Annotated in this window: 23 protein-coding genes and 1 other annotated feature; all 23 genes read left to right on the top strand. The window is 38.6% G+C overall.

The genetic code is table 11. The features are described 5' to 3' along the window. The first annotated feature begins 6 nt into the window (after positions 1-6). The 23 genes from ftsL (at position 7) to recD2 (ending at position 23,692) form a co-directional block, all read left to right on the top strand. Positions 7-378 carry a cell division protein FtsL gene (gene ftsL / locus CBG10_RS10490; RefSeq protein ID WP_003666755.1) on the top strand — a complete coding sequence of 124 codons (372 nt, stop codon included), beginning with the start codon at positions 7-9 and terminating at the stop codon, positions 376-378. Continuing rightward, positions 378-2,537: a penicillin-binding protein gene (locus tag CBG10_RS10485; protein WP_094508626.1), complete on the top strand. Its 2,160-nt coding sequence runs from the start codon at positions 378-380 to the stop codon at positions 2,535-2,537. Before ftsL ends, CBG10_RS10485 begins: the two co-directional genes overlap by 1 nt. Before the next feature lie 25 nt (positions 2,538-2,562). Beyond that, on the top strand, positions 2,563-3,534 hold the full coding sequence (mraY, locus tag CBG10_RS10480; RefSeq protein WP_003666758.1) for a phospho-N-acetylmuramoyl-pentapeptide-transferase: 972 nt from the start codon (positions 2,563-2,565) through the stop codon (positions 3,532-3,534). Positions 3,535-3,546: 12 nt separating this feature from the next. After that, positions 3,547-4,917: a UDP-N-acetylmuramoyl-L-alanine--D-glutamate ligase gene (murD, locus tag CBG10_RS10475; RefSeq protein WP_094502534.1), complete on the top strand. Its 1,371-nt coding sequence runs from the start codon at positions 3,547-3,549 to the stop codon at positions 4,915-4,917. A gap of 1 nt (position 4,918) precedes the next feature. Next, positions 4,919-6,031: an undecaprenyldiphospho-muramoylpentapeptide beta-N-acetylglucosaminyltransferase gene (gene murG / locus CBG10_RS10470; protein WP_019252651.1), complete on the top strand. Its 1,113-nt coding sequence runs from the start codon at positions 4,919-4,921 to the stop codon at positions 6,029-6,031. A 27-nt stretch (positions 6,032-6,058) separates the two neighbouring features. Then, positions 6,059-6,907, top strand: coding sequence for a cell division protein FtsQ/DivIB (locus CBG10_RS10465; protein ID WP_094502535.1), 849 nt, complete (start codon positions 6,059-6,061; stop codon positions 6,905-6,907). A gap of 120 nt (positions 6,908-7,027) precedes the next feature. After that, positions 7,028-8,401, top strand: a complete 1,374-nt coding sequence (gene ftsA, locus CBG10_RS10460; RefSeq protein ID WP_094512533.1) for a cell division protein FtsA — start codon at positions 7,028-7,030, stop codon at positions 8,399-8,401. A gap of 17 nt (positions 8,402-8,418) precedes the next feature. After that, positions 8,419-9,666, top strand: coding sequence for a cell division protein FtsZ (gene ftsZ, locus CBG10_RS10455; RefSeq protein WP_003666768.1), 1,248 nt, complete (start codon positions 8,419-8,421; stop codon positions 9,664-9,666). Positions 9,667-9,736: 70 nt separating this feature from the next. Next, positions 9,737-10,153, top strand: a complete 417-nt coding sequence (locus tag CBG10_RS10450; RefSeq protein ID WP_003666769.1) for a cell division protein SepF — start codon at positions 9,737-9,739, stop codon at positions 10,151-10,153. Between the two features lie 18 nt (positions 10,154-10,171). Next, on the top strand, positions 10,172-10,432 hold the full coding sequence (locus tag CBG10_RS10445) for a YggT family protein (RefSeq protein WP_094502536.1): 261 nt from the start codon (positions 10,172-10,174) through the stop codon (positions 10,430-10,432). Between the two features lie 22 nt (positions 10,433-10,454). Continuing rightward, positions 10,455-11,240: a YlmH family RNA-binding protein gene (locus CBG10_RS10440; protein WP_094512532.1), complete on the top strand. Its 786-nt coding sequence runs from the start codon at positions 10,455-10,457 to the stop codon at positions 11,238-11,240. 21 nt (positions 11,241-11,261) lie between these two features. Beyond that, entirely contained in the window at positions 11,262-12,002 is a 741-nt protein-coding gene (locus CBG10_RS10435; RefSeq protein ID WP_003666773.1) for a DivIVA domain-containing protein, read from the top strand. A gap of 20 nt (positions 12,003-12,022) precedes the next feature. After that, positions 12,023-12,242 (top strand) — a binding site (T-box leader). A 57-nt stretch (positions 12,243-12,299) separates the two neighbouring features. Further along, complete coding sequence (gene ileS / locus CBG10_RS10430) at positions 12,300-15,095, top strand: isoleucine--tRNA ligase (RefSeq protein ID WP_094512542.1); 2,796 nt, start codon at positions 12,300-12,302, stop codon at positions 15,093-15,095. Between the two features lie 113 nt (positions 15,096-15,208). Then, positions 15,209-15,412 (top strand): cold-shock protein, encoded by a 204-nt coding sequence (locus CBG10_RS10425; protein WP_003666775.1) that lies wholly within the window; start codon positions 15,209-15,211, stop codon positions 15,410-15,412. A gap of 12 nt (positions 15,413-15,424) precedes the next feature. Further along, complete coding sequence (locus CBG10_RS10420) at positions 15,425-15,976, top strand: NUDIX hydrolase (RefSeq protein WP_094502538.1); 552 nt, start codon at positions 15,425-15,427, stop codon at positions 15,974-15,976. After that, a complete protein-coding gene (locus tag CBG10_RS10415) occupies positions 15,969-16,238 on the top strand; it encodes a hypothetical protein (protein ID WP_003668311.1) in 270 nt (89 codons plus the stop codon). Before CBG10_RS10420 ends, CBG10_RS10415 begins: the two co-directional genes overlap by 8 nt. A gap of 15 nt (positions 16,239-16,253) precedes the next feature. Continuing rightward, complete coding sequence (locus tag CBG10_RS10410) at positions 16,254-16,949, top strand: 5'-methylthioadenosine/adenosylhomocysteine nucleosidase (RefSeq protein WP_094502539.1); 696 nt, start codon at positions 16,254-16,256, stop codon at positions 16,947-16,949. 19 nt (positions 16,950-16,968) lie between these two features. Then, complete coding sequence (locus tag CBG10_RS10405; protein ID WP_094508631.1) at positions 16,969-18,123, top strand: cysteine desulfurase family protein; 1,155 nt, start codon at positions 16,969-16,971, stop codon at positions 18,121-18,123. Between the two features lies 1 nt (position 18,124). After that, positions 18,125-18,463 (top strand): DUF1831 domain-containing protein, encoded by a 339-nt coding sequence (locus CBG10_RS10400; RefSeq protein WP_029507931.1) that lies wholly within the window; start codon positions 18,125-18,127, stop codon positions 18,461-18,463. Between the two features lie 107 nt (positions 18,464-18,570). Then, complete coding sequence (gene mnmA / locus CBG10_RS10395) at positions 18,571-19,704, top strand: tRNA 2-thiouridine(34) synthase MnmA (protein WP_094512530.1); 1,134 nt, start codon at positions 18,571-18,573, stop codon at positions 19,702-19,704. A gap of 136 nt (positions 19,705-19,840) precedes the next feature. Then, entirely contained in the window at positions 19,841-20,497 is a 657-nt protein-coding gene (locus CBG10_RS10390; RefSeq protein ID WP_019252640.1) for a histidine phosphatase family protein, read from the top strand. Positions 20,498-20,509: 12 nt separating this feature from the next. Then, a complete protein-coding gene (locus tag CBG10_RS10385) occupies positions 20,510-21,193 on the top strand; it encodes a tetratricopeptide repeat protein (protein WP_003666783.1) in 684 nt (227 codons plus the stop codon). A 21-nt stretch (positions 21,194-21,214) separates the two neighbouring features. Beyond that, complete coding sequence (gene recD2, locus CBG10_RS10380) at positions 21,215-23,692, top strand: SF1B family DNA helicase RecD2 (protein ID WP_094512528.1); 2,478 nt, start codon at positions 21,215-21,217, stop codon at positions 23,690-23,692. The last annotated feature ends 59 nt before the right edge of the window (positions 23,693-23,751 follow it).

Below are 23,751 nucleotides of genomic sequence, written 5' to 3'. Positions count from 1 at the left end.
AGAATTATGGTTTCAAATGCGGCAAGGCAACTGGCGGGAGAGCAACAACCGCAGCAAGCGCCAAGAAAAAAGACTTATCAACAACCAAAGATTTCTCCAAGTCCGGTTAGATGGTCAAAATTTGAAAGATCTTTAGTAGCAGTAGGAAGTTTAATCACACTGTGCTTGATGATTAGCTTACTTTCTACGAAAATTAGTATTAATAATCAGCAACGGCGCTTACAGGATACTCAAACTCAAATTACTAAGGCAAAAAGCAGTAATACAAGTTTGCAGCAGGAAATCGCTGAATTGACGACTCAATCGCATTTGAAATCAGCAGCACATAAATATGGATTATCAGATAAAAATTCAAATGTAAGGAACGTTAATAAATAATGAATAAGAAGCCACAACGAACGAAAAATAGGGGACATAGAGAAAACCGAGGGACCTTTGGCAAATGGCTCTTTCTAATCACGGTTGGATTGTTTACCTTGTTTATCGTTCGTTTTGCGTATATCGCAATAAATAAAGATGTTCAACATGTTAACTTACGGTCACAAGCGGAGCAAATTTATACCCAGCAGCGAATTATTCAAGCGCGTCGGGGTGATATTTATGATTCAGAAGGAAACCCCTTGGCAACTGATACAAGTAAATATACCCTCTATGCTGTTTTAGATCGAACCCAAAAGTCTTCTGATGGTAAACCATTATATGTAAAAGATCGGAAAAAAACTGCCAAGGTACTATCACAGTATATTGATCTGACACCAAAGCAAATTGAAAAGATCCTTAAACCAAAGGGGCAAGCCTACCAAGTTGAATTTGGAAATGCTGGAAGCAACCTTTCTGTTTCAACGATGCAGAAGATCAAGAATCGGCACTTGCCAGGAATTAATTTTATTGCGACTCCAGCACGTCAATATCCAGAAGGTGAATTTGCTTCTCAAATAATTGGGATGGCAACTCCTAAAGTTAAAAATGATAATGGAACTGAAGAGACCAATTTAGTGGGCCAATTGGGCTTGGAAGGCTACTTTAATAAACAATTGACGGGAATAAATGGGTTGAGAAAAGATAAACAGGACGTCTATGGCTACCAGATTGCTAATTCAAAGCAGGTAACTAAGAAAGCCATCAATGGGGATAATATCTACACTACGCTTGATTCACAAACCCAACATTTTCTCGAAAATAAAGTTAATAAGGTTTATAAAAGTTCTAATGCCAATGCAATGACTGCAGTTGTAATGGAAGCTAAAACGGGTAAAATTATTGCCGCTACTCAACGGCCAACTCTTCATGCAGAAAATAATCCGGTTTGGCGGAATATGCTAGTTCAAGATGCTTATGAACCAGGATCGGTAATGAAGATCTTGGCATTAGCCGCGGCTATCGATACAGGACATTTTAATCCTAATGCGACCTTTAATTCTGGAACATGGGCCATGGGTGGTGGAAAAATCACTGATTGGTCAAGTTCTGGTTGGGGAACGATTTCCTATAAAGATGCTTTTGACATGTCTAGTAATGTTGGGTTTGCTCATGTAGAACAAGACATGGGAGCAGATACGTGGATGAAGTACATTAAACGATTTGGCTTGTTAAAAAAAGTTAATGTTATCGGAATGGGTAATGAGGTTAATGGTTATACTTCATTTAAAGGGATTCTTGCTCAGGCTAATACTGCTTTTGGGCAGGGGATTACTGTAAATGTTATGCAAATGATGCAAGCGTTTAGTGCTATTGGTAATAATGGTAAAATGATGAAACCTTACATTGTTAGCAAAGTTGTAGATGGTAATAGCGGAAAGACAATCCAAAAGGTTAAGCCTAAAGTCGTTGGGCAGCCAATAAAAGCATCAACAGCAAAAAAGGTCCTTGGATACATGCAAGGCGTTGTTTATGATCAAAAAGGACTTGGCCACGATTATCAAATTAAGGGTTACCGAATTGCCGGAAAGACAGCTACTGCACAGATTGGTGGTGCTCATGGTTATTCAACTGGTGACACAAACTACCTTTACTCATTTGCAGGGATGGCACCGGCTAAAAATCCAAAGTATATTATGTATGTCACCCTTCGCCAACCGCAAAACCTAAAAAAACCAGCCACCAAACAAATTGCCAGTGTCTTTAATCCGACAATGAAAATGCTATTAAGCCAACAAAAGGTTGCGGAAAAGGCCAAGAAAAAGGTTATTACAATGCCAAATGTTGTTGGGCAATCAAGTGATGATGCTAATAAGAAACTATCAGGTAAAGGAATGCAAGTAATCGTCGTTGGCTCTGGTAAGAAAGTTAAACAACAATCAGCAGCTCCCGACGAACAAGTATTAACAGATCAACATGTTATCCTTGATACCGGTGGCGAGTATAAAATGCCAGATATTTCTGGATGGAGCTCTGCTGATGTTCAACAATTAGCTAAGATTCTTAAGCTAAAAGTAAAAGAAAATGGAAACGGCTATGTTACTCAGCAAAGTATTTCGCCTGATACAACTATTAAGCGAGGAACAACTTTGACCGTTCAATATGAAGCTAAAAACTAGCAGAGAAACTAAATTGGAGGTAAATATGAATTTCTTAAGTGCAGTTTTGACTATTCTTAGTTCATTCTTAATTACATTTTTATTAATGCCCTCATTGATTAAATACTTTCGGGCAAAAAAAGAGGGACAACAAATTCGTAAAGAAGGTCCTACCTGGCATGCTAAAAAGGCTGGGACGCCAACAATGGGGGGATTATTGTTCATCTTTTCTGCAGTAGTAACAATTTTATGGGTTGCTGCTTGGCAAGGGTTAATTACAAATACGCTATGGGCACTCCTCTTTGTCCTAGTTGTTTATGGCCTGATTGGAATGTGGGATGATAGCATTAAAATCTTCCACCATCAAAATGAAGGATTTAAGCCATGGCAAAAGGCGCTATGTCAGGTCTTAGCAGCAATGGTCTTTACTGTTATTTACCAGCATGAAGGCTTTCAAATGGGCTTTGGAACAACGCAAATTGGTTGGCTTTACGGTTTGTTTATTATTTTTTGGATTGTCGGTTTTTCAAATGCAGTTAATTTAACTGATGGACTTGATGGTTTAGTAAGTGGCCTTTCTATTATTTCTTTTGCAGCTTATTTAATCATTGCCTTAGTAAACCTCAATCAACCAGGTTATCCGGAAATTGCCCTTTTCTGTTTAGCAATGATCGGAACTTTACTAGGCTTTTTCCCCTACAACCATAAACCCGCTAAGATTTTCATGGGTGATATGGGATCTTTAGCAATTGGGGCATCCTTAGCCGCTGTTTCATTGTTATTACATCATGAATGGTCTTTATTAGTAATTGGAATTGTTTATGTTTGTGAAACTGCTAGTGTAATTCTTCAAGTGGCTTCATTTAAAACAACTGGTAAACGAATTTTTAAGATGACGCCAATCCATCATCATTTTGAAATGAGTGGGTGGAGCGAATGGAAAATTGATATTGTATTTTGGCTTGTAGGGTTAGTGGCTGCAATTATTGCTGTTACAACAATCTTATTAGTTGGTTAGGAGTAAAGAGAAATGAAAAAAATTGATGAATATCAAGGTAAAAAAGTTCTTGTAATGGGTTTCGGAATTAGCGGAATTAATGCGGCCCACTTATTGGTAAAACTTGGTGCAAATGTTACTGCTAATGATAAAGCAACTCCTAAAAATAATGATATTGTTGAAGATTTAGAAGCTGACGGAATTAAAGTAATTACTGGTGATAATCCCATTTCATTAGCTAATAAAGGCTTTGATGTTGTAGTAAAAAATCCTGGAATTCCCTATGATAATCCATTAGTAGCTGCCTTTGTTAAGCAGGGGACACCCATTATTACAGAAGCAGAATTAGGATGGCAAATTTTTGATGGTCACCTTGTAAGTGTAACCGGAAGTAATGGGAAGACTACTACAACAACTTTAACCCAGTTAATGATTGCTGAAAATGCAAAACATCAAGTAAAATATGCAGGTAATATTGGAATTTCCTTTAGTAAAATTGCTGAGGATTTAGGGCCAGACGACACATTGGTCACAGAATTATCTAGTTTCCAATTATTAGGAGCACCGACAATTCATCCGCATATTGCAATTATTACTAACATTTTTTCTAACCATTTAGACTATCATAAGACACGGGAAAACTATATTAATGCAAAGCTTAATATTACCCGGAACCAAACCAAGGATGATTTCTTAGTTATTAACTGGGATCGTGATGAATGGCAGAAGATTGCTCAGCGTAGTCAAGCTACCATTGTGCCATTTTCTCGTCTTAATAAGAGTCATGAAGGATCTTATGTAGAAGATGGAATGATTTACTGGCGCGGACAAGAAGTTATGCCAACCAAGGATATTCGATTGATCGGTCCCCAAAATGTAGAAAATGCGTTGGCAGCAATTGCAGCGGCAAAATTAAGTGGTGTTACAAATGATGCAATAAAGAAAGTTTTAACAACATTTAGTGGAGTCCGTCACCGCTTACAATATGTGATGGAATACCAAGAACGGCTTTTCTACAATGATTCAAAATCAACAGATATTGAAGCCACGGAGGTTGCCTTACAAGGCTTTGATCGTCCAGTAATTCTTTTGGCAGGTGGCCTTGATCGTGGTTATACCTTTGAACGGTTGGTTCCTTACTTTAAGAAGCACGTCAAGGCAATGATCGTTTTTGGTGAATGTAAAGATAAAATGAAGGATGCGGGAAATCAAGCTGGAGTTCCAGTAATTGAAAGTGAAAATGCAATTACTGCGGTGCCAGAAGCATGGAAGTTGAGTGAACCAGGAGATGTCATTCTCCTCTCGCCTGCTAATGCTAGTTGGGACCAGTTCCCGAGCTTTGAAGTTCGTGGTGATAAATTTATTGAAGCAGTTGAAGAATTAACAGGAAAGAAGGAACAATAAGATGCGGTTATTGGTATCAGGTGGTGGAACTGGTGGTCATATCTACCCGGCTTTAGCATTAATCGAACGCTTAAAGCAGGTTGAGCCAGATACTGAAGTGTTATATGTTGGGACAACTCGTGGCCTTGAAAATAAAATTGTACCAGATGCCGGAATTAAGCTTGAAACAATGCATATGCAGGGCTTTAAGCGTTCTCTTTCTCTTGAAAATTTTAAGACAATCTATCTTTTCTTAAACTCTGTCCATCATGCTAAAAAAATTATTAGTGAGTTTAAGCCTGATGTTGTTTTAGGGACGGGAGGATATGTAAGTGGAGCTGTCCTATATGCTGCCGCAAAGAAACATATCCCAACCGTAATTCATGAACAGAATAGCGTTGTTGGCGTAACAAACAAGTTTTTAAGTCGCTATGTTGATCAAATTGCAATTGCATTTGAAGCTGCACGCAGTCAATTTCCCGCTGATAAAGTTACAATGGCAGGTAATCCTCGTGCTCAACAGGTAGCAGCTAAAAAAGACAGTGACTTTTCATGGACAAGTTATGACTTGAAAGATGATGTTCCAACTTTAATGATTTTTGGAGGAAGCCAAGGAGCACCGAAAATCAATAAGACAGTTGTTGACGCTATTCCAGAGTTCAATAAGCGTCCTTATCAGGTTATCTTTGCAACTGGTCAAAAACGGTACGATGATGTAAAGAAGCAACTGGCAGAAAGTAATATTAAACCGGCTGATAATGTTAAAGTTGTTCCTTACATAAAAGATATGCCAGCTAAGATGCCACGGGTAGCAGCTTTAGTATCGCGAGCAGGGGCAACCACCATTGCTGAGGTAACAGCACTCGGAGTTCCGACGATTCTAATTCCTAGTCCGTATGTTACCGCTAACCATCAAGTAAAGAATGCTCAGGCTTTAGTTAAGAATAATGCAGGCTTAATGATTACAGAAGATAAGTTAGATGCTCGGGCATTATTGACGCAAGCAGATAAGATTATGGAAGATGAAGAAGTACGTAAAAAGATGGCTCTTGCTGCTGAAAAGATGGGACGGCCTGATGCTGCTGATAGGCTAATTAAGGTCTTGCATAAGGCGATTGATGAACACAAAAAATAAAGTATAGATTAGGAAGGAGGAGAACGGGTGTTGGATGATAAATCGGCTATTGAACATCATAAATATTCGAAGCGATTAACTGAATTAGAAAAGCGGAGTGCTGCCGCTCAACAGCGACAACAGAAAAAGAAGCCTTCGAAAACTCATGTTGGTAATAAGATTCGCGGAATTAAGATTAAGCGCTACGTTTCTAACGGAGAACGAGTCTTAAAATTAGTTATATTATTCAGCCTTATTCTCCTCTTTATGATTTATATTATTTCTCCCTTGAGCAAAATTAACACGCTTCATGTAACTGGTAATCATGACTTGACTAAAGAGCAGGTAGAAAAAAATACAAATATTTATCCAGGACGTTTTATATGGGGCGTTTATCTTACCCGTCATCAACTTATTAAACAAGCTGTTCGTAAAAATCCTCAAATAAAAAGTTTAAGGATTGAGGTAACTGGCCCTCAGTCTCTGCGAATATCTGTAAAAGAAAATGCTCTTTTAGGGACAGCAGTGATGAATAATGATACATACGCTGTTTTAGCTGATGGTCAATTGCAGCGAACGAAAACTGCTGACAATGGTATTGCTTATAAGCGTTTTGATGGTCATAAAAAAGCTCTTGCTGCAACAGCTGCTCAACTAGGAAAACTGAAACCGGCAATAAGAAATGGTATTTCAAGTGTGAGTTATCAACCAACTAAGGAGTATCCAGATCGCGTTATTATTTATATGCGTGATGGTAATACAGTTTATGGCGATTTAAATACTATTGGGGATAAAATGGGATATTACCCTGCAATTGCAGCAAGTATGAAAAATAAGGGAATTATAGATCTTCAAGTTGGAGCTTATTCTTATGATTATGGATCTAAGGATAAATGATTTTGTGAAAAACCTTGATAATTCCCTTTTTTGTCATTGTTTATCTGTGGTAAAATTCTTATATAGGTTAAAAATACAATTAATTTAATTAATGATAGTCTTAGGAGGGTTCCTTTTAGAATGAATAATTCAGAAGTATACGTTGGATTAGATATTGGAACCACCTCGATCAAGGCACTGGTGTGTGAAAGTGTTAAGGGTCAGTTGAAAGTTATTGGTGTTGGTGTAGAACGATCGGCAGGATTAAACCGAGGAGTTATTGTCGACATTGATAAAACCGCCCAGGCAATTTCGGCGGCGGTAGCACAGGCCGAGGAAAAGTCCAACGTAGAGATTCAAAGTGTTGTAGTTGGCTTACCGGCAAATTACTTACAAATGCAACGAGTACACGGTATGATTACGATTGCAACCAGAGGACAATCAAGAGAGATTGTTAACCAAGACGTAATTGATGTTGCTCGTGAAGCGTTGACGCAAAGTATTCCCCCTGAGCGGGAAATAATTGATTTAATTCCAACAGAATTTACTGTTGATGGCTTTTCTGGTATTAAGGACCCCCGTGGAATGGTTGGTGTCCGTTTAGAAATGAAGGCCACCTTGTATACAGGACCTAAGACCATTATTCATAATACAAAAAAGGCAGTTCAACAGGCGGGATATGACATTAAAGATTTTGTTATTACGCCGATCGCAACAGACTTTAACCTCCTTAATGATGGAGAGCAAGATTTTGGTACTGTTGTTATTGATTTAGGTGGTGGTCAAACAACAACCAGTATTATTCATGATCATCAATTAAAGTATACTTATGTTGATCCTGAAGGTGGAAAATATATTACTAAAGATATTTCTACGGTCATGAATACATCATTAAAAAACGCCGAACAACTTAAGCTAAATCATGGATATGCTATGTCATCCTTAGCCGATGAAGATGTTCAAGTTGACGTTGATGTTGTTGGCCAAAATGATCCTGTCCAATATTCAGAGCAGTATTTATCAGAAATAATTGAAGCACGAGTACGGCAAATTTTTGATCGTATTCAGGATAAACTTAAGGCTATTCATGCCCCTGAATTACCGGGAGGAGTAGTCTTGATTGGTGGAGTGGCTGCTCTACCAGGAGTTAAGGAACTTGCTGAACAGTACTTTACTGGTAATATTAAGGTGAATGTTCCAGAACAAATGGGCATTCGTCACCCTCGCTATGCGGTTAGTTTAGCTTTGGGGATGTATGAAAATCAGTTATCAGATATTGATCGATTAATTAAGCAAACTGTTCAACGAATTGATACGATTAAGAGTCCTCATGAAGAAAAAAGACAAACTGTTAATCAGCCACGTCAACAATGGACTGAAAAATCTGATAAATTACAACGTTCACAGCGAGAAGCACAGCAGCAACCAGTTACTGAAGAGCCAGCGCCAAAGAAGAAAAAGCAAAACGGCCTAAGTAATCGGTTTAAAAACATTTTTAATAATTTATTTGACTAATTTGGAGGAATACTGCTATGGATAATGAAACGTTCGCTAACGACAACCAATTTGCGGAAGCGCAAATCAAAGTAATTGGTGTTGGTGGAGCTGGCGGTAATGCCGTCAACCGAATGATTACTGAAAAAGTACAAGGTGTTGACTTTATTGTTGCTAACACCGACCTACAAGCATTAAATAATTCTCAAGCAACAACTAAGATCCGCTTAGGACCTAAATTGACAAAAGGATTAGGTGCTGGTTCAAATCCAGAAGTAGGTGAAAAGGCTGCCCAAGAAAGTGAAGAACAAATTAAAAAAGCTCTTGAAGGCGCAGATATGGTCTTCATTACAGCCGGAATGGGTGGTGGAACTGGTACTGGAGCAGCCCCAGTTGTAGCTAAACTTGCTAAAGATAGTGGAGCGTTAACTGTTGGTGTCGTGACCCGTCCATTCTCATTTGAAGGACCTCGTCGAGCACGCTATGCTGCAGAAGGACTTGAAAAGTTAAAGTCAAATGTTGATACTTTAATTATCGTTGCTAATAATCGCTTATTAGAGATGATTGATAAGAAGACGCCAATGATGGAAGCATTTAAAGAAGCTGATAATGTCCTTCGTCAAGGTGTGCAAGGTATTTCAGACTTAATTGTTACTCCAGGTTACATCAACCTTGACTTTGCTGATATTAAGACATTGATGTCTAATCAAGGGTCTGCCTTAATGGGGGTTGGAGCTTCTACTGGTGAAAACCGTGCTACTGAAGCAACTAAGAAGGCTATTTCTTCTCCATTACTTGAAGTGTCAATTGATGGGGCTCAACATGTCTTGATGGATATTACTGGTGGTAAAGACTTATCAATGTTTGAAGCTCAAGAAGCATCTGATGTGATTAAACAAGCTGCTGGAACTAACGTTGATATTTCATTTGGTATGTCCTTAAATGAATCAATGGGCGATGAAGTTCGCGTTACTGTAATTGCCACTGGAATTGATAAGAAAAAGAAAATTCAACAACAAAAGCCAGCGGAAAAAGAAGCACCACGAGTAACTCGGTCTATTCCACAAGAAGAACAACCCGTTGAACAACCAAAGCAACGAGATCCTTTTGATGGTTGGAATGATCCAACAGCCGATACAAGTAACCAATCAAGAAATTCTGATAACGAATTTTCTCACGTTACTAAGCCAGAATTTAACGTATTTAACGATGATGCGGCTAATACGGATGACAATGATGATACTAACTTATCGACTCCACCGTTCTTCAAGAATCGTCGTAAGTAAATAATTTAGCAAAAAGGTGGATTTTTTAATCCGCCTTTTTCTGTTTAGACCTATTAAGGAGGGTAATACAATGGCAGCAAATTTTTTAAAAAGCCTATTTGGTGAAGAAGACATTGATGAACAAGATGGTCTCTATGAAACAAGTGAACAAGTTTCAACGCCAGCAAACACAAGCAACAAAGTAGTTTCAATTAATAGTGGGCGGCTTAACCAAATGAGTCAGATTTCCTTATACGAACCTCGTCTTTATGCAGATGTAAAGCAGATCGCATCCCAATTATTAGAAGGACATGCGGTGATCGTTAATTTCACTCAAATGGATACAAATGTTGCAGCACGGTTAGTAGACTTCTTAAATGGCACCGTTTTTGCAATTGATGGTGAAATGAAACGAATCGGAAAGGAGATTTTCCTCTGCACCCCTAAAAACTATGAAATCTCAGGTAGTTTAACGAGTAATCTAAAAAATGATGGTGATAAATTTTAATCACTAAAAGGAGTTAATATGATCGCATTTTTATTATGGGCTCTTAATCAATTAGTTGATGCTTATATTTTAGTGATAGTTGTGTGGTGCATTATGTCATGGTTCCCTAATGCACGTAATTCACGACTCGGTGATGTTATCAATCGGTTGGTAGAACCTTATATGCATTGGTTTGATTTTATTCCTCCAATCGGGGGGATAAGTTTTGCGCCGATGATCGCTATCCTTGTACTATATTTTGTTCAAGCAGGATTAGTACATATAGCAGCAATCATTTAATTAATACTCAGAGGAAGTAGATTTGAGCGAAGATAACATTAAACAACATTTTCGTCCGGATGAAGCCACCCTTATTGACCAAGCGAATGACTGGGTAGCTACTGCTGAAGGCCAGTATCGTCCTGTTCTCACTCCTTTTTTAAATCCACGGGAACGTTTTATTGTCCAAACGATTGTTAATCGAAATAACAATGTTAAAATAACAATGTATGGTGGTTGGCAAGGCGCAGAAATGCAACGAGTTCTAATTTATCCGCCTTATTATGAACCCTCTATCGAAGACTTTGCTTTACAGGTTTTAGAGATAAACTATCCTGTTAAGTTTTCAGAACTTCATCATCGGCAAATTATGGGAACATTGATCGGTGAAGGGATGGAGCGGAATACATTTGGTGATATTTTAACTGATGGATCGCATTGGCAAGTTATTGTAACAAAACCAATGGCAGAGTATTTACGGAAAAACGTTGAACATGTTGGTCGAATTAAGGTTAAATGGATTCCGATCGCAACAGAAGCAGTGGTAACACCTAAAGAGGAATGGGTGCCAATAGTTACAACAGTTTCATCACTACGGTTAGATGCTGTGATAGCTGCAGGCTTTAATTATTCACGAAACCGGGCAAAGCAATTAATAGAGCATGGTCAAGTTCGATTAAACTGGGAAGAGATTGATCGTCCAGATTATCAAATTGTGGTTCATGATTTGATATCTGTGCGTCATGGTGGTCGCCTCAGAATCGATATGACCAATGGGAAAACAAAAAAAGATAAAGAAAGAATTACCATTTCAGTTGTATATGCGTAATTTGAATGGAGGAATTTACTCATGAGTTTGACGGTTGATCAAATTAACAATAAGCAATTTAATACTAAGATGCGGGGTTATAATCCTGAAGAAGTTCAAGAATTTATTCAGGAAGTTTCACAAACAGTCCAACAATTAATAACTGAAAATAATAATTTACAAGAGCAAGTACGGGCTAATGATAGCAAGATTAAGTACTTTGCTGACTTGAAAGATTCTTTAAATAAGTCAATTTTAGTTGCTCAAGAGGCTGCTGATAAGGTTAAAAATAATGCTAAGCGTGAAGCGGATATTATGATTCGTGAAGCGCAAAAGCAAGCAACTGATATTGTTTCGGAAGCTAATGATAAGTCAAACCAAGTAATTGAAGACGCTGCTAATTCTACTAAGAAGTTAACAAGTGAAACTAATGATCTTCGTAAACAGACTCGGATCTTCCGTCAACGGCTTCAAGTCATGCTTGAATCGCAATTAGAAGTCATTAAGAGTAATGAATGGGACAAGCTTTTAGAAAATGATGACTTGAGTAAATATGACGAAATTGAAAAAATTTTAGGTAGTCGTCTTGACAGCAGTTCAGCAACCAGTGTAGAATCAACTGCAACAACTATTAGTGAAGAACAACCTGTTGAATCAGAACAGCCAGTTGCTTCTGCTGAACAACCAGAAGAGAGTGCACCTGCACAACCAACAGCTGTTAACGATGACAAAGGATCAGATGCACCTGAAACTGTTGTCGTCTTCCCTGATAATAACAAGTAAATCACTAGGATCGTATTTTAATAAAATCGTTGAAGAGAATTGGAATAATTACCATAACATTAAAGCGAGTCAACAATTGGTGAGAGGTTGATAATGTTTAACTATTCCTGATCATCTCGGAGTACCTCATTTGAGTTAGTTAGGATGAGGCGGTTCATTATCGTTATCTAATGACATGAGGAAACTTTAATCTTAAAGTTTTAAATCCGGGTGGTACCGCGAAGAAGCTTCGTCCCAGTAATGGGAGGAAGCTTTTTTATTATTAAAATACAAGAATTAATGAAAGGGGTAGTTACAATGCGTGTTAAAGATACGTTAAACCTTGGCCGTACTAAATTTCCAATGCGCGGAAAGTTACCTGTAACTGAGGCACAACGGGAACAGCTATGGGAAGAAAATAAAGTTTATGAACTACGACAAAAATTAAATGAAGGAAAGCCTACTTTTGTTTTACATGATGGTCCTCCATATGCTAACGGTAATATTCACATTGGCCACGCGATGAACAAAATTTCTAAAGATTTTATTGTGCGCTATAAGTCAATGTCTGGCTACCGGGCACCTTATGTTCCTGGTTGGGATACTCATGGATTGCCAATTGAACACCAATTGACTAAGTCCGGTTACGACCGTAAGAAGATGAGCTTAACTGAATTCCGTGATCTTTGTCGGGAATATGCCCTTAAGCAAGTTGATAAGCAACGGACTGACTTTAAGCGGTTAGGTGTAAGTGGTGAATGGGATCATCCATACCTTACCCTTGATAAAGAATTTGAAGCTGCTCAAATTCGGGTATTCGGTGAATTTGCTAAGAAGGGTCTATTATACCAAGCTAAAAAGCCAGTTTACTGGTCATGGTCTTCAGAATCAGCCTTAGCAGAAGCCGAAGTTGAATATCATGATGTTGTTGCAAAAACAGCCTTCTTTGTAGAACAAATTAAAGATGGCAAAGGCCGTTTAGATAATGATACATATTTAGTTGTATGGACGACAACACCATGGACTGTTCCTGCTTCTGAGGCAGTTGCAGTTAATCCAAAGTTTGATTACTCTGTTGTAAAGCCAGCAAATGATGATCGGAAATTTGTTGTTGCAACAGATCTGCTTGAGAAATTAGCAGAAAAACTTGGTTGGGAAGATTATGAAGTTGTTGATCATTTAATGGGTCAAGAACTTGAAGGGATGACTACTCAACACCCATACCTTGATCGTGATCTTCTTGTTGGTTTAGCAGATTATGTTACTGCTGATGCTGGTACTGGCCTTGTTCACACTGCTCCTGGATATGGGGATGATGATTACAACTTTGGTAAAAAGTATGACTTGCCAATTTTTGCCCCAATCAATGATCAAGGTGTTTTAACCAAGGAAAATGGTGAAGGCTTTGAAGGGGTATTCTACCAAGATGCTGATGATGTATCCCTTCAAAAGTTAGAAGAAAACAATGCTTTACTTCTTCAAGAGCCATTACAACACAGTTACCCATTTGATTGGCGGACAAAGCAACCAATCATCTTCCGGGCAACTGATCAATGGTTTGTATCAATTGAAAAGATGCGCCAAAATATTTTAGATGCCTTAGAAGACGTTAAGTACCACCCAGAATGGGGAAAGGTTCGTCTTCGCAATATGATCAAAGACCGTGGTGATTGGGTAATTTCTCGTCAACGTGTTTGGGGTGTACCTTTACCAATCTTCTATGCTGAAGATGGCACACCAATCATGGAAGAAGAAACAATCAACCATGTAGCAGAATTATTTACTAAGTATGGTTCTAATGTTTGGTTTGAACGTGAAGCAAAAGATCTTTTGCCGGAAGGATACACTAATGAACATTCTCCTAATGGTAAGTTCACTAAGGAAACTGACATTATGGACGTATGGTTTGATTCTGGTTCATCACACCAAGGGGTATTAGCTGAACGTGATTATTTAACATACCCAGCGGACCTTTACCTTGAAGGATCTGACCAATATCGTGGTTGGTTTAACTCGAGTTTGATTACCAGTGTTGTATGTTCAGGCCATGCGCCATATAAGGAAATCGTTTCTCAAGGGTTCACACTTGATAAGCGCGGTAACAAGATGAGTAAATCTCAAGGTAACGTTATCGATCCAAATAAGGTTGTCCAACAAATGGGTGCGGAAATTATCCGGTTATGGGTAATGAGCGCTGATACTTCGGCTGATGTTCGTGTATCGATGGGAACATTCCAACAGATTTCCGAAGCATATCGTAAGTTGAGAAATACGTTCCGCTTCTTACTTGCTAATACTAGTGACTTCAATCCTGAAGAAAATACCGTTTCTTATGAGAAGTTACAATCGGTAGACAAGTACATGTTGGTTAAACTTAACCACTTCTTGAAGACAATGCGGGAAGATTTTGATAACTATGACTTCCTTGATGCTTATAAGGTATTGATCAATTTTGTAAACAACGATCTTTCAGCTTTCTACATGAACATTGCTAAAGATGTGCTCTATATTGAGGCTGAAAATTCAGAAGTTCGGCGGTCAATGCAAACTGTCTTCTATGATATCCTTTTGACACTTGTTAAGCTTCTTACACCAATCCTTCCTCACACTACAGAAGAAGTATGGAGCTACATGAATGAACCGGAAGATTTTGTTCAATTAACTGAAATTCCAGATCCACGGACATTCGCTGGTGAAGAAGAGCTATTGAGCAAGTGGGATGACTTTATGGAAGTACGTTCACATGTTCTGAAGAGTCTTGAAGAGGCACGGAATGCTAAGCTAATCGGTAAATCTCTTGAAGCTCAAGTTGATCTTTACTTAACCGATGACCAAAAGCAATTACTTGATAGTCTTAATGAAAACATTCAATTATTACTAGGGGTTTCTGCTCTTCATGTACATTCAGCTGATGAAGCGCCTGCTGATGCTGATCAATACAACGATGGGGTAGCAGTTAAGGTTACTACCGCTAATGGTGAAACTTGTGCTCGTTGTCGTATGGTTAAGGAAGATGTTGGCAGTGATCCAGCATATCCTGAATTATGTGCTCGCTGTGCTGCTATTGTTCGGGAAAACTTCCCTGAAACAGCAGAAGATGGTTTAGAAGAATAATAATCTCTAAAAAAACTGGTTTTCGTTATCCAGTAAATGACAATTATTTTTAAGCGGTGTAAAATACCAAGTGACACTTGTTGCTTGGTATTTTATTATGGAGTTGGTAAAAAATGCTCAAAGGAAAAGTAAAAAGTTTTGACGAACAAAAAGGATGGGGCTTTATTACAGTTCCTCACGAAGGAGAAATTTTTGTTCACTATAGTGGAATTGAAGGAACGCGTCGTCGCATCCTTCACCCTGATGAAGAGGTCTCATTAGTAATTGTTCAAGGACAAAAGGGACCGCAAGCAGCACATGTTCGTGTTTTAAGATAAGGATGGGTTCTAATGGAATTTGAAGAGCGACCAATAAGTAGTAAAACAGTTTTTCACGGCCATTTAATCGATGTTGAAGTACAGCAAGTTATCACCCCACATGGTAATAGAACACAACGAGAAATCGTTCACCACGCACCAGCAATTGCGATTTTGGCTTTGACGGCTGATAATAAGATGATCCTTGAAAAACAATGGCGCGCACCGATTGCGAAAACAACCCTTGAAATTCCTGCGGGGAAACTCGATCAACGGGATGCTGATAATGCACTTCATGCGGCTAAACGCGAATTAAATGAAGAAACAAGGTATGAAGCAACAAGTTTAAAAAAGATTTCTTCATTTTATACTTCTGTTGGTTGTATGGATGAATACATGACTCTTTATTTGGCCACGGGATTAAAACGGGTTAGCAACGAGCTGCCGCAAGATCAAGATGAACAATTGATGTTAAAAGAAGTAACTTTACCACAAGCGCTTGAAATGATTGATCAAGGCGAAATTGAAGATGCTAAGACAATCATGGCAATCTATTACTGGCAAGGAATGAACAACCGTGGATAATAAACAACAAGATGAGCAACAATCACGTATGTCACGTAGCCAATATCGTCAACAGCAACGTCAGACTGAACAGCAACCTATTAATGAAGCAACAGAAAATACAACTGATCAACCTTATAGTCGCGAAGCAGTTGCTAGTCAACGTCATGACGAAACAGTGGCAGAAAAAACGGCGCGCTTGAAACGCCGCTTAAATATTGCAATCATTGCTTTGATTGTGGCAATTATTATTGTTTACTTAATACTATTTTATGTTGGATAGAAAAAGGAGAAAAATATGCGATTTGGAATTATTTGTGCAATGCCTGAAGAAATTAAAGAATTAACTGCAAAGTTATCCGATAAACAAGAAAAGAAAATCGGGGGTAAATCCTACCTTTTTGGTAAAATCAATAATCAAGACGTTGTATTAGTAGAATCTGGAATTGGTAAAGTGGAAGCTGGGATTACTACTGAACATTTAATTACCGATTGTGGGGCAGATGTTGTGATTAATTCTGGATCAGCTGGTGGAATTGGTGAAGGGTTACATGTTGGTGATATTGTAATTTCAACTGAAACGGCCTACCATGATGTTGATGCAACTGCATTTAATTACCGTTATGGCCAACTCCCAGGAAAAGAACCACGCTTTAAGTCTTCTGACCAATGGGGACAAGCCTTAGAAAAAGCCGGTGAAAAGACTGGCTTAAATGTAAAACGAGGATTAATTGTTTCTGGTGATCAATTTATTGCAAGTTCAGAAGCGATTAAAGAGATTTTGAATAATTTCCCTGATGCACTTTCTAGTGAAATGGAAGGGGCAGCGGTTGGACAAGTTGCCACTGACCACCAAATTCCATATGTGGTAGTTCGGGCAATGTCTGATACAGGTGATGAAGATGCCGGCGTTAGTTTTGACGACTTTATTATTGATGCCGGAAAACGCTCTGCAAATATGCTTCTTCAGCTCTTTGCAGATTTAGATAAGTAAATGGAAGGATGAAATACGCGTGAGTGAGATTTATTTGGATAATGCAGCAACAACCCCAATGACCCCAGAAGTAATTGCGGAAGTGACTAAACAAATGCAAGAATCATGGGGAAATGCCTCAACTGGTTACTCTTATGGGCGCCATGCCAAACTTGTAATGGAAGATAGTCGTCACATTCTTGCCCAAAGCATTAATGCTGACGATAATGAGATTATCTTTACCAGTGGGGGGACTGAAAGTGATAATACTGCTATTATCCAAACTGCTTTTAAACGGCAGAATCTTGGTAAGCATATTATTACAACTGCCATTGAGCATGAGGCAGTCTTAAAACCCCTCCATTTTCTAGAAGAACATGGCTTTGAGGTAACCTATTTACCAGTTGATGAAAATGGTAATATTTCAATTGATGATTTTAAGGCCGCTCTTCGTGATGATACGATTTTAGTAACCATTATGATGGAAAACAATGAAGTGGGTAGTAAAATGCCTATCCATGAGATTGGGGAAATTTTGAAAGACCATCAAGCATGGTTCCATACAGATGCAGTTCAAGCATATGGACTGTTGCCAATTGATGTTAAAGCTGATCACATTGATATGCTTTCAACATCGGCCCATAAGATTAATGGTCCAAAGATGATGGGATTTTTATATCGTCGTGACGGCATTAGTTTTCCAAGTTTTATTAAGGGTGGAGACCAAGAAACTAAACGCCGTGCGGGGACTGAAAATGTGCCTGGAATTGCCGGTTTTGCTAAAGCGGTAGAATTAAACACGCCGGAAGTAAAAGAAGAACGGCGTGATCGTTATTATGCCTTTAAGCAAAAAATCGTTAACGCGCTTAAGGAAAATAATGTTGATTTTGAAATTAATGGTCAAATCAACAAAACCCACGTACTTAACTTATGGTTTAAAGGCATTTCAACTTATGTTATCCAGACAGACTTAGACCTTGCAGGCATCGCAGTCTCTGGTGGGTCTGCATGTACAGCGGGTAGTATTGAGCCATCTCACGTTTTAACAGCGATGTTTGGCGCTGATAGCCCCCGCATTAGTGAATCAATTCGAATTAGTTTTGGCGGGTTAAATACTGAAGAAGATATTGATCAGTTAATTGCTACAATTGTTAAAACCGTTGAAAACCTAAAGAAGATTAATGGGGACAATTAAAATGGAATTTACAAAAACAGTACAAATTTCTGGTGATAAAGATAAATACACAATCAGCCCAGAAATAAAAAAATATGCCTTGCTTGATTTAGGATTTGAACAGACTAACCGGGGAAACTTTGAGTATTTAGGAAGCCTCGATACTGATAATCCATTTAAACCAGTTGCTCGCCTTCGAATTTTAATTAACAGTGACTTAGATGGTTTTAAAATGGAGACTCTTTCGGGAAATGGTTTAAGAAAAATTAATATTTTTAATCACCAACGGGCAACTGAATTTGTGCAACAATATCACTATATTTTAGATGAAATGATCACCCGGCAAATATTCACTAAATAAAAACTGTGCAGGGATTGAAATACTTTGGTACAATGATTATCACTGGATGCATGCGACCTTCAATCGTAGATTATTCCAGAATCTATACGAAATGATGGTGATAATTAATGGCTGATAATAGTCATACACGTGTGGTAGTAGGAATGAGTGGGGGAGTTGATTCTTCAGTGACGGCTCTTCTCTTAAAACGCCAAGGATACGATGTAGTTGGTGTCTTCATGAAAAACTGGGATGACACTGATGAAAATGGTGTTTGTACTGCCACTGAAGACTACAAAGATGTAGCAAAAGTTGCTTCTAAGATTGGGATTCCATACTATTCTGTTAACTTTGAGAAGGAATACTGGGATCGGGTTTTCAAGTATTTCATTGCTGAGTACAAGAAAGGTCGTACACCAAATCCTGATGTTATTTGTAATAAAGAGATTAAGTTCAAGGCTTTTATTGAGTATGCTAATCAATTAGGTGCTGATTACGTTGCCACTGGACACTATGCTGATGTAAAGCGTGATGAGAACGGCCGGATGCACCTGATGCGCGCTAAAGACCAACACAAAGATCAAACTTACTTCTTAAGTCAACTTGATTACAAGCAGTTAGATAAGGTAATGTTTCCATTAGCTGGCTACACTAAGCCAGAAATCAGAAAGATTGCTGAAGAAGCTGGTCTTGCTACTGCTGATAAGAAGGATTCAGTTGGTATTTGCTTTATCGGTGAGGATGGTCATTTCCGTGAATTCTTGAGTCAATATATTCCGGCACAACCAGGAAATATGGAGACCCTTGATGGCAAGGTTGTTGGTCAGCATATGGGCTTAATGTATTACACCATTGGACAGCGTCGTGGACTTGGCCTTGGTGGTAACAAGGAAAGTAATGAGCCATGGTTTGTGATCGGTAAGGATATGAAGAAGAACGTTCTTTATGTTGGTCAAGGATACGAAAACAGCCATCTTTATGCTACTCATCTCGAAGCAAGTGATATTCACTGGGTTGATGATGTCGTAAGCCGTTATGGACGTGATTTTCACTGTACAGCCAAGTTCCGCTACCGTCAGACGGATGTTGGCGTTACTGTTCATTTGTCAGATGATGATCAAATGGTATCGGTTGAATTTGATGATCCTGCACGAGCCATCACTCCAGGTCAAGCAGTTGTCTTTTATGATGGTGAGGAATGTCTTGGGAGTGCGATTATTGATCGTGCTTACAGTCATGACCGGCAGCTTCAATACGTTTAATTCATATTTTTAGACCTTAAAGAAGGCAGAAGTAATTTCACTTTTGCCTTCTTAAATATACATAAAGTAATAACTCTGTGATAAACAATTGCCACAAACTCTGGTAAGATAGTAAATAAAAGGGGTAACGACAGAGATGACAAAAGTTTATTTAATCCGACACGGAAAAACGCAGTGGAATTTAGAATCCCGTTATCAAGGTGCCAATGGCGATTCACCGTTATTAAAGGATAGCTATCGAGAAATTGAATTATTAGCAAGCTCATTGCAAAGGATTCCGTTTGAGCATGCTTATGCCAGTCCCTTAAAGCGTGCGCGAATAACCGCTCAGGCATTATTGAATCATTTGAATCCAGAAATCCCATTAACAATTGATAGCCGGTTAAAAGAATTTAATTTAGGCAAAATGGAAGGAATGCATTTTGAAGATGTTGCGGCAAAATGGCCTGAAGTCTTAAAAAACTTTCGTCATCATCCTGATAAATATGATGAATCATTAGTAGAAGGAGAAAGTTTTCTAGAAGTAATCGCTCGTTTTCGTGCGGCAATTGAAGAGTATTGTCGCCAGTATCCTAATGGTAATATTCTCGTGATTTCACACGGGGCTGCCTTGAATGCTGCCATTAATGCATTGATTGGAACACCGCTTGCTCACTTGAAAGATCGTGGTGGACTAAGCAATACATCAACGACGATTCTTACTACTAATGATGGTCGTCATTTTGAACTTGAAAAATGGAATGATACATCTTATCTTCACAAGAGCAAGGTTGATCCGACTGATACGATTTAAGAGGTGATATTAATGACAGAGAAAAAAGATTTTCGTGATCCTAAGAAAAAGGAAACAGAAAAATTAGTTCATAAACTAGTTGAAGCAATTGATGAGCATCCAGATAAAGTAAATAATTATTATGATTTAGGTTCTTTGCTAACCCGGTTAAATGACTATCAACAAGCAGAAGAACTCTTTATGAAGGCTTTGGGGATTTTTGAGGCAAAGGGTGACAAGGATGCTATGAACCTCTTAAACTACGGCCTTGGTAACCTTTACTATGAGATTGGCAAAGTTAACGAAGCAATTAAGCTTTACAATAAGATTGATGACCCCAAACTCAAAGCTGATTCTTATCTTATGTTAGCCCAAAGCTATATGAAAAAAGGACAATACAAGCAAGCCGTTGCTTATGGATTAACTGCCCTTGAATTACGTCCAGACGATCCTGAAATTAATCAGGTAATCGGTGACTCATTATTAGCATTAGGTGAATTTAAACAGGCTAAAGCTTACTATGATGCAATTCTAAAGTATCATCCAGGACGTGCTGATACACAATTTAATCGCGGAATTGTAGCGATGGTTCTTGGTGAGCCATACAAAGACTACCTTGCGCAAGCTAAGCAGTTAGATCCTAATTACTACCATAAGAGTGAGCAACGACTTAATGATATTGAAAAAACGCTTCAGGCAACGCAAAAGAAAGATTAGCAACATGAAAGGATGACTTCTATGGCTGAAGAAATCGACCTATTTAAGACGCCAACGGAGCCGTCTTTTTTTATTGGTCAGGTACAATCTGAGATTTTCACTAGTCCAGATTCGTTTTTTAAGGTTTTAATTGTCTCGGTTGAAGAAGCAAATTTTGATTGGCACGAGCCGGAGATTACTGTAACGGGAAGTTTTGGTGATCTTAGTGATGATCAGACTTACCGCTTTGAGGGAAAAATTGTTGAGCATCCGCGATATGGGCAACAGTTTCAAGCGACTTCTTACCATGTTAACCGGCCCACAAGCAAGGATGGGTTAATTGATTTCTTGTCTGGAAAACAGTTTACCGGAATTGGAAAAAAGACGGCTGAAAAAATTGTCGACAAGTTAGGAACGGATGCGATTAATAAAATTATTGCTGACCCCCATGTTTTAGATGAATTAAAGCTCCGCAAAACAATTAAGGATTCATTAGTTGATAATTTACGGGTAAATCAGGGGATGGACCAGATTATTATTGGCCTAAATGATCTCGGTTTTGGCGCTAATCTTAGTAGTGCAATTTTTGACAAGTACGGGGAAGAAACTCTACATATTATTAATGAAAACCCCTATCAACTCGCCGCTGAAATAGATGGAATTAGTTTTAATCGTGCTGATCAAGTGGCAAAAAAATTGGGAATTGCCATGGATGATTCACGCCGGATTGATGCAGCAATTATCCAGACGCTTGATGACTTGACAATGGAAACTGGTGATACATTTACTACAACAAAACCTCTTCTGCAGCAAACTATCCAGTTGCTTGCTCAAGGAAGTGGTGGGCGCGTTTCTACAGATTTAATTGCCAACCAAATTGTTGAGTTAGAGAAAAATCAAGAAATTAGTTACGCTGATGAAAAAATTTATCCAACTGCCCTTTATAACGCGGAATGGCAAATTGCTGATCACTTACATCGTCTTCTTACCGTTGACCAGGAAAAAGTACCAGCAACGACTATTGAAAAAACAGTTACGAAGGTTGCCGATCAATCAGGGATAACCTATGATCAAGTTCAAAAAGAGGCCATCAAAACAGCCTTAAATAGTAAAGTTATGCTTCTTACGGGAGGCCCAGGAACGGGAAAAACAACAATTATTAAAGGGATTGTAGCAAGTTATGCGAAAATTCATGATCTTTCATTGGACGTAAATGAATATAAAGAAAAGTCATTTCCTGTTTTACTAGCTGCTCCTACAGGCCGTGCTGCTAAACGAATGAGTGAAGCTACAGATTTACCAGCAAGTACAATTCACCGCTTGCTCGGGCTTAATGGCCGGGAAATGCCAACTGATATGAATGCCCGCGATTTAGAAGGCTCATTATTGATTATTGATGAAATGTCGATGGTCGATACCCTCTTGTTTAAGACTCTTATTCAAGCCGTCCCTACTTCTATGCATGTAGTTTTGGTAGGTGATAAAGACCAATTACCATCTGTCGGTCCTGGACAAGTCTTTCATGATCTTCTTGATTTTGCAGAACTGCCGAAAGTTGAATTAACCAATATTCACCGCCAAGCTGCTGATTCAACAATCATTCCATTAGCTCATGCTATCAAAGAGGGTAAGCTGCCACCAGATCTAACGAATAAAATGCCAGATCGGTCCTTTATTTCATGCCATGCTAACCAAGTGCCAAGTGTGGTTCAACAAATTATTGACCTTTCTAAAAAACGAGATTATTCCGCAAATGATATTCAAATCTTGGCACCAATGTACCGCGGACAGGCAGGAATCGACCGTTTGAATGAACTTGCACAACAGGCGTATAATCCTCCAGCTAATGGAAGACAAGAAGTCGATTTTAGGGGACTAACTTTTCGTGTTGGAGATAAGGTTCTGCAACTCGTTAATGTTCCAGAAAAAAACATTTTTAACGGTGATATTGGAAAAATCACAGCAATTGAAAGCGGTAGGACAGTCGGTAAGAAAAATGAATCAATTACTGTCGATTTTGATGGTAATGAAGTGAGTTATAGCCGCATGGAATGGAATCAATTACGGTTAGCTTACTGTATCTCAATACATAAGGCCCAGGGGAGTCAGTTCAAAATGGTTCTTCTCCCCGTTGTTCGGCAATTTAGTCGGATGCTGCAACGCAATCTCCTATATACGGCAATTACTCGAGCAGCAGAAAAATTAGTTTTGATCGGTGAGCCGTATGCTGTTGCCACCAGTGTAGAAAATGAAGCAGTTAACCGGAAAACTTCTTTGGTCGATCGTCTTGATAAGGTTTGGAGTAGGCATGGTGAACTAAAATCAAAATTGGATCATCAAACGGATTCGTTAGTAAAAGAACTTGCTAGTCCGCAACCTGTTCAAAAAGAAAATGAACAGTTAATAAATAATGATGCTCAGCAATATATCCTAACAGCTGATCTCATTAATTCAGAGACAATTGATCCATTAATCGGAATGGAAAGTATTAGCTTACAAAGTTTGCATCAAGCCAAATAATACTTGCTTGAACAGTAATTTGTTGTCATAATAGTTATGATTATTGTCGAACTTTAAAG

This window comes from Limosilactobacillus reuteri (genome assembly GCF_002254085.1).
GTDB classification, from domain to species: domain Bacteria; phylum Bacillota; class Bacilli; order Lactobacillales; family Lactobacillaceae; genus Limosilactobacillus; species Limosilactobacillus reuteri_K.
This window is presented reverse-complemented; position numbering and strand designations above follow the sequence as displayed.

Coding starts and splice junctions, on each gene's coding strand:
- ftsL (WP_003666755.1), top strand. CDS start 7: ATGGTTTCAAATGCGGCAAGGCAACTGGCGGGAGAGCAACAACCGCAG.
- CBG10_RS10485 (WP_094508626.1), top strand. CDS start 378: ATGAATAAGAAGCCACAACGAACGAAAAATAGGGGACATAGAGAAAAC.
- mraY (WP_003666758.1), top strand. CDS start 2,563: ATGAATTTCTTAAGTGCAGTTTTGACTATTCTTAGTTCATTCTTAATT.
- murD (WP_094502534.1), top strand. CDS start 3,547: ATGAAAAAAATTGATGAATATCAAGGTAAAAAAGTTCTTGTAATGGGT.
- murG (WP_019252651.1), top strand. CDS start 4,919: ATGCGGTTATTGGTATCAGGTGGTGGAACTGGTGGTCATATCTACCCG.
- ftsA (WP_094512533.1), top strand. CDS start 7,028: ATGAATAATTCAGAAGTATACGTTGGATTAGATATTGGAACCACCTCG.
- ftsZ (WP_003666768.1), top strand. CDS start 8,419: ATGGATAATGAAACGTTCGCTAACGACAACCAATTTGCGGAAGCGCAA.
- CBG10_RS10450 (WP_003666769.1), top strand. CDS start 9,737: ATGGCAGCAAATTTTTTAAAAAGCCTATTTGGTGAAGAAGACATTGAT.
- CBG10_RS10445 (WP_094502536.1), top strand. CDS start 10,172: ATGATCGCATTTTTATTATGGGCTCTTAATCAATTAGTTGATGCTTAT.
- CBG10_RS10435 (WP_003666773.1), top strand. CDS start 11,262: ATGAGTTTGACGGTTGATCAAATTAACAATAAGCAATTTAATACTAAG.
- ileS (WP_094512542.1), top strand. CDS start 12,300: ATGCGTGTTAAAGATACGTTAAACCTTGGCCGTACTAAATTTCCAATG.
- CBG10_RS10425 (WP_003666775.1), top strand. CDS start 15,209: ATGCTCAAAGGAAAAGTAAAAAGTTTTGACGAACAAAAAGGATGGGGC.
- CBG10_RS10420 (WP_094502538.1), top strand. CDS start 15,425: ATGGAATTTGAAGAGCGACCAATAAGTAGTAAAACAGTTTTTCACGGC.
- CBG10_RS10410 (WP_094502539.1), top strand. CDS start 16,254: ATGCGATTTGGAATTATTTGTGCAATGCCTGAAGAAATTAAAGAATTA.
- CBG10_RS10400 (WP_029507931.1), top strand. CDS start 18,125: ATGGAATTTACAAAAACAGTACAAATTTCTGGTGATAAAGATAAATAC.
- mnmA (WP_094512530.1), top strand. CDS start 18,571: ATGGCTGATAATAGTCATACACGTGTGGTAGTAGGAATGAGTGGGGGA.
- CBG10_RS10390 (WP_019252640.1), top strand. CDS start 19,841: ATGACAAAAGTTTATTTAATCCGACACGGAAAAACGCAGTGGAATTTA.
- CBG10_RS10385 (WP_003666783.1), top strand. CDS start 20,510: ATGACAGAGAAAAAAGATTTTCGTGATCCTAAGAAAAAGGAAACAGAA.
- recD2 (WP_094512528.1), top strand. CDS start 21,215: ATGGCTGAAGAAATCGACCTATTTAAGACGCCAACGGAGCCGTCTTTT.